At 44.0% G+C, this 13,216-nt stretch carries 6 protein-coding genes; 3 read left to right on the top strand and 3 right to left on the bottom strand.

Annotated elements, in window-relative coordinates; genetic code table 11:
• Positions 1-108: 108 nt before the first annotated feature.
• Positions 109-1,047, bottom strand: a complete 939-nt coding sequence (locus CLV51_RS26590; protein WP_106531153.1) for an Omp28-related outer membrane protein — start codon at positions 1,045-1,047, stop codon at positions 109-111.
• A 418-nt stretch (positions 1,048-1,465) separates the two neighbouring features.
• Here CLV51_RS26590 and CLV51_RS26585 point away from each other — a divergent pair, with 418 nt between their 5' ends.
• Positions 1,466-3,859: an eCIS core domain-containing protein gene (locus tag CLV51_RS26585; protein ID WP_106531152.1), complete on the top strand. Its 2,394-nt coding sequence runs from the start codon at positions 1,466-1,468 to the stop codon at positions 3,857-3,859.
• Positions 3,860-3,866: 7 nt separating this feature from the next.
• On the opposite strand, the gene CLV51_RS26580 is transcribed toward CLV51_RS26585, so the two are convergent.
• Positions 3,867-7,091, bottom strand: coding sequence for a TonB-dependent receptor (locus CLV51_RS26580; protein WP_106531151.1), 3,225 nt, complete (start codon positions 7,089-7,091; stop codon positions 3,867-3,869).
• A gap of 400 nt (positions 7,092-7,491) precedes the next feature.
• On the opposite strand from CLV51_RS26580, the gene CLV51_RS26575 reads away from it, so the two are divergent.
• Positions 7,492-10,752, top strand: coding sequence for a SusC/RagA family TonB-linked outer membrane protein (locus CLV51_RS26575; protein WP_106531150.1), 3,261 nt, complete (start codon positions 7,492-7,494; stop codon positions 10,750-10,752).
• A 10-nt stretch (positions 10,753-10,762) separates the two neighbouring features.
• Complete coding sequence (locus CLV51_RS26570) at positions 10,763-12,241, top strand: SusD/RagB family nutrient-binding outer membrane lipoprotein (protein WP_106531149.1); 1,479 nt, start codon at positions 10,763-10,765, stop codon at positions 12,239-12,241.
• A gap of 110 nt (positions 12,242-12,351) precedes the next feature.
• Here CLV51_RS26570 and CLV51_RS26565 read toward each other — a convergent pair whose 3' ends face one another.
• Positions 12,352-13,194, bottom strand: a complete 843-nt coding sequence (locus tag CLV51_RS26565; RefSeq protein WP_106531148.1) for a hypothetical protein — start codon at positions 13,192-13,194, stop codon at positions 12,352-12,354.
• Positions 13,195-13,216 lie beyond the last annotated feature (22 nt).

Here is a 13,216-nt window from a genome sequence, read left to right as displayed (position 1 = left end):
TTACTCCGGCAACCATTGCACTACTATCCTCTTGAAAGACGGGTTTACAGATAATGGTCACCGGAGTATATCGGTATACTATGCTACAGTACAGATACAGGTATTTTATCAATCAAATTTTTGCGATTGTCCGGCAACTACTACTTGTGTGTTGAAGGTATCCACCAGTTTGCCTTCATCATCCTGTCCGTATACCAGTGCAATGAGATGGCAATTGGCAGCCTTATACTTGCTGATGTCAATGCTGTAATCTTTTGAAAAAACAGCACCCTTTATTTTATAGGCAGCAGGTATTTCATCACCTTTCGCATCTGTTAAAACCTTTCTTACCACATGGTTATAAGTGTATCCTGTAATGTAATGTGGCAACAGGGTTAACGCACCAAGATCAGGATCATTCTTATAATCATTTTTCACCTGGTCATCAGAATAATAATTGGTTTGCCGTGGGCCTGTCAGCCCGTCTTCCACAACATATACCATCACTTTTGCTTTAGCAATGTTCAGTGCCTGTCCCATACCTACTTTTACAGTTATATTGAGTATGTTTCCACTGATAGTACTGTTAATACCCAGACCCAGCACGGCTGCCTTCTTCATGTAGGTATTAACCAGAGAATCTGCCTGACCGAAACTGATATTGTTATTATTATCGTACCAGTCGAGATCAGTTACCCTTTCCAACTTGCTGGTGGGATAACCTTGTACGCCCAGTTTATCTTCAATCACTGATCTCACCTCCTTTCCGATATCAAATGTGTCAATGCCATGAAAGGCAGATACAATCAGGTTAGGATATTTTTGATGCAGCTTCTCCAATAGCACGGGCATGCGCGGACACCAGCCACACCAGGTGCCGGTAAATTCTTCTACTAAAACTTTCTTTGTATACGTTTCAGGTGCACCTGTTTCTATATTGGGCTTAGTGGAATCTCCGCCGCCGCCACCGGGAGGATTCGTATTGTCTTTTTTGGTGCACGCAGTAATGAACATGATGCCTAATATCAGCGTAATACCTGACAGGCAATGAATGGATTTTGATTGCATAAAGTACTTTTTTGGTTTAAATGATTGGGTTTTAATTGGGTTTGTTTTTAAATAGCGTTTTACGGGCAAATAATCCCCTCCTGCATTCCAATGTGGTTGCAGTATGATAAGGTTTTGGTTATTTTCTATGTTGTCATTAATAAGTATATACAGCGGTTTGCTGTTTTTACCCTCCGGAATAGATTTTTTTTAGAAATTTTTTCTTTGGGAGATAACGGACAGGTTCCCTGCACTAAAACCTGTTATCTTCATTTTGATAATTCATAATTTTTGTTTAACTTAACCTATACTGTTATAAATAGGACACGCTTATTAGTGTATACGAACCCCGGAACTTCTCTTGATATTTTCTACAACAGATTATAATGATGACGCAAACAGTAGCAGCTGTTTATTTTAATGTTTGATCCAAAACCCCATGCATACCCCGGAAGCCGTTAAACCCGCTGTGGACCCCATCTCTTCAGCCACCGCAGAAAGAACCAGTCCGACAGAAGACAGATTGGAATTCCATACGCAGGCATCCAATGGATGGATGATTATGCCTAAACTTTCTGTCGGGGCGCCTGATGATCCATTGGAGCAGGAAGCAGATAATATGGCGGATAAGGTGATGCGTATGCCGGATACATCGTTCCTTCAACGCAAATGCGCGCATTGCGAAGAAGAAGACAAAGTCAGGTTAAAACCCTTTATTCCTTTCATACAAAAAAAAGAAATGTCCGGAGAGAGAACAGCCGGCGACAATGTAACCACGCAGATACAAGCTACGAGAGGCAATGGAGATAAGTTACCCGGCACTACCCGCAACTTCTTTGAAAATCGTTTCGACTCAGATTTTTCTGATGTACGTATTCATACAGCCAGCTATGCTGTACAGCTGTCACGCGAATTAAATGCACAGGCTTTTACAGTAGGCAATGATATTTATTTCAATGCCGGGAAATTTTCACCGGAAACGAACAGTGGTAAGCACCTGTTGGCACATGAGCTCACACATACCGTACAACAGGGAGGCATCAAAAGGAAAATAAACCGAAAGGCAGCAGAAGAGGAATTACCGGATGTATTCGCATCAGGAACAGTGGCTGAATCTATACAGCGAACTGGTGAAGAAGAGATGTCGCGCAACCAGGAAATCGCATTGTCTGAGTCTTCTGCGGGAGAAGCAGAAGTATCTATGCAGCCGCTGTCAATAAGTCTTTTCAACTTTGCTATCAATAGCTCCCGGCTGAAAACTTTGCACACACAGTTATTGAATGAAATTATCCTCGTACTCAATGACAGGCGTGCACAAAACTGGCGGGTAGAACTGGTTGGTAATGCTGATTCCAGCGGTGAGCCGGTGGTAAATGACCCGCTGTCAGTAAGAAGGGCCAATGAAGTAAGACGTTTTCTGCGTACCCGTCTGGGATCAAGGATTAGCAGCAGAGGAGAAGGTGAAGATAATCCGGCTGTTTCCAATGAAACTGTTTCCGGCAGATCACGAAACAGGAGAGTGGATATTTTACTGGTATCGGATGGAAGTAAAGTAAAGCAACGTAATCAGCAGGATGAAGATAAGGATGATCATAAGCAGGAGCACACCAACAGAGACCCTGGTCCGAAGCCTGCAACACCTACTGAGAAACAAAGGCCACCACGGAAGGAGCCTGAAGTAGATTGGGATTGCTCGCAAACACCTATCCTCTGCGGACTTGTTGGCGGTGGCCTGTTACTGGTCCCTATCATACTTTGTGGTATCTTCTGGGAAGCTTGCCTGTGCTTAGCATTACCATCGGTCTGCACGCCTCCCACTATTCCACCGCCCATACCGGAGGACGATGACAATGACAAGGACAAAAAAGATAAGGATAAAGAAAAACAAAAACCAGCCAGGCACGCCTGCGTGATACGGACACACCTGCCTTCCGGCGATCTGCCTGTATACGCAACGTGGCCCCATTTAATGATGAAGGACAACGCGTTTTTCATGACGATCCTTTTCAGAGGAAGTGCAACGGATGGATGCGATTGCAGCTGCGGCGAATTCCAACAAAATGTAAGGGGCTTTTTTGAAATCGAATATGCGGATGGTACTATTGATAGAAAAAAGAAACTGCTTACGCCCGGTGTATACCTGGATGAGACACTTTACCAGGAAGATGGCGACGGATCTGCCAATTCTGAATATGGTCACAGATCACACATCGCCAGGCCATTGGATGTGTTCCTGCTTACACAAAATGCAGGGTGCACCTATTCAGGCTTAGATAGACCTGGAATGCAGGACCATGGTATTGCACAACAAGGTGAAGTGAGGAGAACCATGATCCTGGAATTTGAGGGCGGACCGGTAGAAAACTGCCAGGGAAGCAGGGTACCCATGTCTGGATACTGGAACAATTGGACCCTGAAGGGAGAAATCAGGAAACCACCAGCTGCCCCACCACAAACCACACCACCACAGGGCAGTTCACCTGGTGGTGGTACACCTCCCCCAAGCGTAGTAAAAACCATACCCAAAAAATCAACTGCGCAAATTACAGGTACGTATCCATCCACGTATGGAGGTGGCCTATCACCGATTGCCAGCACCGGAGAACACTACAATATGCGTTTCTATTTCCGGGTAGACGGCAGATCAGCATCATTTGAAACTACCGTTGGTGTAACAGTAGCTAACGCAGATGCAGATAGCGTTACATTAGTTACAGACAATGATGATACATTGAATATAGCGCCGGATGATGCACCTCCCATTTTATTGGCACCACACCGGAGATTCACTTTGACCAGGCAGTTGCTGCGCAATTTTGAAAGCGGGCGCTGAAGATATATTAGAAAATATAACGAAGGCCCAGTTGCAACTGCCACCTGGAAGGCAAATCAGGGCTGGTAATAAAAGTTTCTTTCTGCGAAGGATCAAACTGGTAAACAGCTTTACCTCCCCCATCTTTACCTATGTAGGTAATCGGCTGATAATAACCAGTGGTGCTGGCGTATTTACGCAGCCCCCATCCGCTATTGATCAGATTCCCCAGGTTCACAACATCAAGGCTCACCTGCAGTGTACTCGTGTTCCCTTTGGAATGGAAATTAAAATCCTGTAGTATACGCAGATCCACCTGGCTAAACCAGGGTGTTACGCCCGCATATTTGCCGGTATACTGACCGCGGTGATGACGCAGGTATTTATCCTGCTCTATAAAGGATTCTAACGCCGCGCCTTGTGCGGCGGCAGTTTGTGTATTACCTGCGGCATCTGTTAAAGGAGCAAAGTTCATGTTGCTGATCTCTGCCTGTGCAGGCACGTATATGAGGTCATTGGCACCGGAGCCGTCGTTGTTTATATCTCCGCCATACACATAAGAGAAACGGTTACCGCTGGTCCAACTGCCGAACATGGAAATAGTAGTAGCATATTTACCCTTGCCATAATTAAATTTCTTAATGCCGGCCAGTATAAAGCGGTGGGTATTTCCATACAAGGACGTAGACTCCACCGCCTTGTTGGCGTTGCCCAACACCGGATTCCGGTCGAAAGCATCACCGGAAATTTCTGCAGAAATAGAGCTGCCATCTTTTGCAATGAGATAGTTATACCCCAGCATCAGGAAGAAGCCTTTCCTGAAAGTTTGCTGCGCCTGGAAAGAGGTATTGAAAGAATAACCCACTTTGGTATTGGTAAACACATAGGTGGAAGTGTTGCCTTTATCAGCAGCCAGGTATACGCTGCGGGTATCGCCGGTGCCGGAGTTAAGTGTACCCGTAGGGATTCCTAATCCATAATCACGTACCATCATCGCGTTCAAATCTTTTGAATAGGACACATCTGTAGTTAAGACAGTACCTGTGGGCAGTTTATAATCTAATCCCACATTAGAGCGCCAGATCTGCGGCCATTTGAAATTACGTGCTGTTACGTCGTAATAACCGGTAAAGGGATTACCGATAGCATTACCTACCCACACAAAAGGGAAACGACCAGTGAAGATGCCAGTACCACCGCGTAACTGTACAGTTTTATCACCTTTGATATCCCAGTTAAAACCTACACGGGGAGATACCAGTATTTTACCACTAGGCATACGGGTATTGTCGATCTCCTCGCCAGGGCCGTTTTTTACCGGGTTGCCGTTTTCATCAAACAATACCAGTTTCTCTTTATTCGGAACAGTAGGAGAACCGGTTTTATTGGTGCCGGCATAAGTACCATCCGGGTTGATATCAGGACTATTATAACTGGCTTTGGAAGGGAAGTAAAGTGCTTTATCCATCCGTACGCCATATGTTATTTTCAGGTTGCCGGTAACATTCCATTCATCCTGTGCATAGGCAGAGAGCTGACCTACGGTCAGGTAATACCAGGTCCACTTATCAACCTCAGCGCGTTTTTTGGCATACGATACGCTGCCATCATAGGCACCGGCTGCTGCAGTAGTAAGGAAGGTATTGATATCTGTTCCTGCAAACACAGAGAAGCCGAAACTGGTAAGATTAAATGAATTACCAAACTTGAACTGTTCAAAGGAAGCGCCTATCGTAATTGTGTGTTTGGGCAGGATAATATTGAAGTTATCCGTTAACTGCAACGCATCCTGGTTAAGCCGGTTATTAATAGAGAACGGTTCGTAACCGGCTACTATGTAGGGCACATTATACTTAGTAATATTGAGTACAGGAAAAGGCGTAGAGAAAGGATTACGTTTATCCCTGAAGGTGGTGAATACTGCACGGAACTTGTTAGCGTAGGTATCGTTAAAATTGGATTTGAGTTCCAGCCCAAAAGAGTGCAGCTTGTTGACCATCTGATAACCGGAGTTGCGGAACTGTAAGGTGATGGCATCCGGGCCGCGACGGTTGATAGCATTGGGATGCGCTGTTTTTTCCTGGGAAGCATCCATTCCATTGTAAGTAAAGGAAAGCGAATGTTTGCTGCTGATAATCCAGTCCAGTTTAGCCAGCCACTTATAGTTGCTGCGCTTCAGATCATAATGCTGGTAAGGACCGGTTACATAACCATAGCGTTCAAACAGTAATGCACTTACTGCTTTCAGATCATCTTCCTGTACACGGGAAGTGGTAATTTCACCTGCATTGGCAACATTTCCGGCCACATAGGGACTGGCTTCATCTTTACGTTGTTCAGATTCGAAGTTGATGAAATAAAACAGTTTATTTTTTTTGATGGCGCCACCCAGCGAAAAGCCGGCCTGTATGTGATCCAGCGTAGGCACCGTAAACTTTTGACCATCTATTTTATTACCAGACAATGCATCATTCCGATAAAAGCCATATACCGTACCTGAGAACTTATTACTTCCGCTTTTGGTAACAGTGTTAACGCCTGCACCAGTGAAGCCTGATTGTGTAACATCATAAGGCGCAATGTTGATCTGTATCTGGTCAATAGCGTCGAGGGAAATAGGCTGCGAATTGGTTTGACCACCAGGCGCAGGTGCATCCAGTCCGAAGGGATTATTAAACACTGCACCATCCAGCGAGAAATTATTATACTGCCCGTTTCTACCGGCAAAGGAAATACCATTATAGGTAGGTGAAGCCGAAGGTGTAAGGCGCAGGTAGTCGTCTGCTGAGCGGGAAATAGTAGGCAGCTGCCGGATCTGTGTAGCACCGATATTGGTGGAAGCACCGGTGCGCTGATCGTTGAAGATGGTAGAACGCCCGCTGATAACTACTTCATTGAGCTTACTGGCAGCTTCAGACAGCCGCAGGTCAAGCGCCGTGTTTTGTCCCAGGTTCAGATAGATGTTGGTAGCTGTTTTGGTGGCAAAGCCGGTAAAAGAAACCGTAACAGTATAAGGTCCGCCTACACGAAGATTAGGCACCAGGAAGCTGCCATCCGATTTGGTGACAAGCCCTTTATTTATACCGGCATCCTCATAGGCAATTTTTACAGTAGCCCCGGGAAGGGACTGTCCTGCTTCATTTTTCACCATACCACTTAGCGTGGCAGTAGTAACCTGCGCTTGTACACTTAACAACAAAAAAAAGGTAACAGAAAGACACAATAATGACCTGGTTAGATTTGGTTGATACATCTTTATAAGATTGATGGTTAATAAGCTAAAAATAACAAACAGGGTATGCTGTATAATAATATAAGATACTATAAAAAAAATCGATTCCAACCAGATATCAAAGGAAAAGACGTGAACCTTATCTAGTTCCCCGGCTAATTCACATAAACAAAAAAAAACCAGTTGTATGGAAAACTATATTTTCTTTTTGAAGCATTTTTTTTATATTTATACAGATGAAGTAAAAAACCTGTAGCCCTGTTTGCAACCCAATCGCAGTGTAATAAGATGAAGCCAACACTTATTACTGCAAGAACCCCGATAAAAAATCAAACATTCAGTTTTAAGAAAAACCCAAACACTTATGACCGTAGCATCATGACCGGACCCTCTATATTTTTCTAACCAAATCTAAACCATTATGAAAAAGACACTATGCCTTTTTGCCATACTTATGGCAATAGCAAACCTATTGCCTGCACAACAGCGACAGGTAACAGGCAAAGTAACAGGTAACAATAATAATGTGCCTGTTCCTTATGCCAGCGTTCAGCTAAAAGGTGCTTCCGCCGGCACTATTACTGACCAGCAGGGTAATTTTAAGCTCAATATTCAAGGTGACGAATCGGTATTAGTTGTAAGAAGTATAGGATACCTAACAAAAGAAGTATCCGTAGGCGCTGCCACCAATATCAGCATTTTGCTGATCATAGATGACAAAACCATGCAGGAAGTAGTAGTTACTGCACTCAATGTAAAAAGAGAAAAGAAATCACTCGGATACTCTGTACAGGAAATAAAAGGCGCAGACATCAATCAATCAAAAGATGCCAACTTTATTAATTCACTCAGCGGAAAAGTGGCAGGGATACAGGTTACAGGCTCCTCCGGCAATATGGGCGGTTCTGCAAGAATTACCATACGCGGTGTTAACTCTATCTATGGAAATAATAATCCCCTCTTTGTAGTAGATGGTGTTCCTATGGACAACAGTAATTTCACCGGTAGTAATGCTACTACCAGTATCGACCAGGAACGGGGCAGAGGTGGTTATGATTATGGCAATGCTATTCAGGATATTAATCCGAATGATATTGAATCCTTATCTGTACTTAAAGGCGCAGCTGCATCTGCACTATACGGCACACGCGGCTCTAATGGCGTTATCGTTATCACTACTAAAAAATCAAAAACCGGGGCAGCAAAAGGGCTTGGGGTAACTTATAATATCGGGGCACAAATAGAGAAAGTATACATTATGCCAAAATACCAGAATGAATATGGTGGTGGATATAACTTTGAGAAACTTTATGTAAATGAGCATCCTGAAGGATTTAAAGATGGAAAGGCTACCTATAACGACAATGACGGCAAAGGACCTTATGACCTGGTCCCTAATTTTGAACCTGATATTTCCTGGGGCCCGAAATTAGATGGTAAATTAGTGCGGCATTGGTGGTCATGGGATAAAAATAAGCAGAACCCCGATTTTGGTGTATCAGCCCCCTGGGAGCCGCATCCTGATAATAACCGCAGCTTCTTTGAAACCGGGTTAACGTTAACAAACAGTGTAGCCGTATCCGGTGCAAATGATAAAGGAGCATTCAGATTATCCTATACCAACCTGGATCAGAAATTTGTATTACCAAATTCCAAACTTAAACGCAACTCACTTGGTTTTAACGGTAATTATTTTATCACCGATCGCCTGGAAGCCTTTATTGGTGTTAATTACGCCGGTACTAATGCTTTAGGCAGACCCGGTACCGGATACCATGGAAGAAATGTGATGCAAGGCTTTTCCGAGTTTGGTCATCGCGACTGGGATATGAACAAACTAAAGGATTATGCTTATCCTTATGATGGTTCTCAGCGGTCGTGGAACCGTGGTGCATGGGATGATCAGCCCCCAAGATATACAGACAACCCTTACTGGACAAGGTATAAAAACTATGAAACGGATCGCAGGGACCGGGTATATGGAAACGCAGGTCTCAATTTTAAGCTGACAGATTATCTTTCCATAACCGGCAAATTCATGACTGACTTTTATACAGACAGCCGTCAGGAAAGAGTAGCCATCGGCTCACAGGGTATTCCATCCTATATTGAAGCAACCCGTTTTGTAAAGGAAAATAATTACGAAGGGCGTATCAATTTTAATAAATCCCTGGGCAATGATTTCTCCCTATCTGCCTTTGCTGGTTTAAACAGAAGAGAGAACTTTTTGCGATTCACCGGAGGAGAAAGCAAAGATGGATTAAATATAGATGGATGGTATAACCTGGCTAACTCCAAACAGCCGGCCAGGGTTTATGACCATGTTGAAAAGCTGAGGGAGAATGGTATTTTCGCCAGCGCCTCCCTGGGTTACCGGGGCATGCTTTATATAGATGCCACCGGCAGGAATGAATGGTCCAGCACCTTACCTGCTGCCAATAATTCTTACTTCTTCCCTTCTGTTTCAGGATCGTTTGTATTCTCAGAACTGAGTAGCCTGAAAAGCGCCACCTGGCTGTCTTTCGGCAAACTAAGGCTTGGATGGGCGCAGGTGGGTAAAGGTACTATTCCTTACAGCACCGCACTTGCCTACCTGGCTGAAGAGAATTTCGGATCTACTGCTAACATTACTGTACCCGACCGGCTGAATAATGAAAAAATAAGACCTGAAATCACCACAGAAGTAGAAGCCGGCCTGGAAGCGCGCTTCCTGCATAACAGGCTGGGCATAGAGTTAAGCGTATATGACAAAAAATCAAAAGATCAGATCATACCATTAACCATTTCCGCTTCTTCCGGTTATACAACCGCCATTATTAATGCAGGGCTGATCCGGAACAAAGGATTGGAGCTGGCATTAACGGGAACGCCCATACGTACTAAAAGCGGCTTCACCTGGGAGCTTGGTTTCAACTTTGCCCATAACAGGAATAAAATTGAAAAACTTTATGAAGATCTGGCCAAAGGTATCCGTGTTACCAACCTGTTACTGGCCAATGCGCCCTTCGCTGTTTCCGTGAATGCACGGGAAGGAGAAACATACGGCTCTATTGTAGGCTATGCGGTAAAGCGGGATGCAAACGGGCATAAGCTGGTGGATGCAAATGGCTTCTACATCAGGGCAGCCCAGCAATCTGTACTCGGCAATGCATTACCTGATTATACCGGTGGTTTCTCAACTGCATTTAATTACAAAGGCATTACGCTGGGACTCAATTTTGATTTCCAGGTGGGAGGAAAATATTTTTCCACCACCACCATGTTTGGCCGTCAGTCCGGCATACTGGCTGAAACCGCAGCAGACGGCATCAGGGAAAAGGGTATCATAGCCGAAGGATATACAGAAGACGGGAAAGTAAATACGAAGGTAATATCTGCCTATGATCATTTTAATAACAACAATGGATATGTTGTTCAGGAGCTGGATATGTGGGATGCCGGTTATCTGTATCTGAAAGAGATCAACCTGGGATATACCTTTGAAAAATCCTTTGTATCAAAGCTGCACCTGCAAAATCTCCGGCTTTCACTCACTGCCAGGAATGTATGGCTGATCCATTCAGCGAACCCGCACCTGGATCCTACCAACCTGGCCATATCTGCCGGCAACGTGCAGGGAATTGAAGCCGCTGCGCTCCCATCTGTACGTTCTTTCGGCGCTAACCTATCTGTTTCCTTCTAAAAAAACTGCCATGAAAAAAACAGCCTATAAATACTATTGCATCACATTTGCAATGATACTCCTGGTAACCAGTTGTACAAAACAATTTGATGAAATTAACCAGGACCCCAATAACCCGAAATCTACAGACCCCGGTTTCCTGCTGGTTTCCGCAGAGAAAAAAGCAATGGATAATATCTGGAACGAATGGAATAACGGGCGTACCGGTATGCATTACGCCCAATACTGGTCTGCCACCACTTATTCCAATGAAAGCCGCTACCAGATCCGCGAAAATCAAAACAATACCTTCTGGAATATTATGTACGCCGGTACTTTAAAAGATCTTAACGAGATCATTAAAATTAACGGAGAAAAAACATTTGACTATTCCACTAACCAGGTAGCCATTGCAGAAATACTGAAAATATGGACCTTTCATATGCTGACGGATGTATATGAAGACATTCCCTATAAATCCGCTTTAGGAGGCCTGGACAAGCCGAACAGCGAATACGACAAAGCAGCGGCCATCTATCCCGATCTGTTGAAAACCCTGGGAGATCAGGTAGCAAAACTGGATCCCGGCAAGGCATCCTTTCCATCCAAAACAGATATTATCTATAGCGGCAATGTAACTAAATGGAAACGTTTTGCCAACTCACTCCGGCTAAGGATCGCCATGAGGATGAGTGATGTTCCTGCCTTGAAAACACTGGTCGGCCAAACAATCAATGATGCCGTGACGGCAGGCGTGTTTACTTCCAATGCAGACAATGCCATATTCAGATATGTGGACGCACCACCCAATAATAATACGCTGAATGAATCCTATAAATCACGCACCGATTTTTGCATGTGTAAAACACTGGTGGATTATATGCAAACAGTACAGGATCCCAGGCTGCCCATTTACGCGGCACCTGCAAAAGACAATGGTAAATACATAGGTAAACCTTATGGATTAAATCAGCAGAACGGAGAAACAATTCCCAACAGTGCGATTTCATTGCCAGGCAGCGCCATACTGGATGCTAAGGCGCCTGGTGTTTATATGGATTACGCCGAAGTGGAATTTATTCTGGCAGAAGCAGTGGAAAGAGGCATTATCAGTGGCTCGGCAGAAGATCATTACAAAAAGGGGATCAGAGCTTCTATGGAAGACCGTGGCGTACCAGCAAATACTATTGATCCATACATGGCAGCGGTTCCTTATAATGGCGGCAACTGGAAAAATGTAATTGGCACCCAAAAATGGATTGCCATGTATATGCAGGGACTGGAAGGCTGGTTTGAAAGATTAAGACTGGATTTCAGGAAACCCAATGGTGAAGAACTGTTCGTAGCGCCTGTTGATGGCTCTCTCGACAGAGATGTTACCCTTGTTCCCACCCGCATGACTTACCCCGTGGATGAACAACAACTGAACAAAAGTAATTACGATAAAGCGGTGCAATCTATTGGCGGAAAAGATACCAAAGCCGCAAAACATTTCTGGGATCTGTATTAAATGAAGCTATGAAGCATAACCTGATTAAGCCGCCTCAAAGCAATGAGGCGGCTTAATCAGGTTTTTTCGAAATCAGCGCTGGTGGCTCTCCTTATACTATTCGTACTAATCTATTGCTTGTAATATTTACTGATCGTCATATACGGCATATCATTTCCCCCAAAAGCGTCAGCTATAAAATCATGCAATGCCCTGTCGTAACTATATAACTGAATCCTGTTGTATATTCCGTTATGTATGCCATCCCCTTTTGTTGACTGGCCTACATTAAAAAATATCTGCACACCCTCTGCGAAATATTCTAAATAGTTGGTGGCCGAATACGTGTTTGCCCATAATCCATTTGCCATAGCTGTGTTATAAGTAGCTTTTAACCGGCGGTCAAAACTGGTATCTATATAATTCATCGCCATTTGATGAAAAGTGTGCGAAAATTCATGCACCGTAATATCCTCTCCTTTATAGCTATCGCCGGGATAACCTAAAAGATTTTCTTCTGCACAGGAAGATAATGGCCGCTCAAGGGTAGCCCCCAATCCCCTGGCACGTGCATCCCAATAATCCTTTGGGGTCAAATCACTGTGTTCAGGCATCGTTGTTGTTTTTTCCTTCACTCCCATCACGCCTATACGAATTTTATTCTTTTTTAGTTCCTTAAATGCCTCAGGTCTTCTGCTGCACATTATTTTAATAATATTATATGCCTGCTGCAATGCTGCATCAGGCACTGCTGCGGAAGACAGGATGGGCAAATCGTTCAGGTCCAGAAATTTCTGATAGAACGGAGACAATTTATAATAGGCAACCACCGACACAGGGACAGCCATCACCTTAGGCGTTAAATTTTCAACGGAATCTTTAATTACATTTCCCGAAGATGTATCATGTGTTTTTGTGCAGGAAAGAGCGCCGGCAATAAGCATAAATGAAGCAATTTTCAACAAATTAATCATAACAGTATATTTGTTTTAAGAG

The sequence above is a fragment of the Chitinophaga niastensis genome, assembly GCF_003014755.1.
In the GTDB taxonomy this organism is placed as follows: Bacteria; Bacteroidota; Bacteroidia; order Chitinophagales; family Chitinophagaceae; genus Chitinophaga; species Chitinophaga niastensis.
This window is presented reverse-complemented; position numbering and strand designations above follow the sequence as displayed.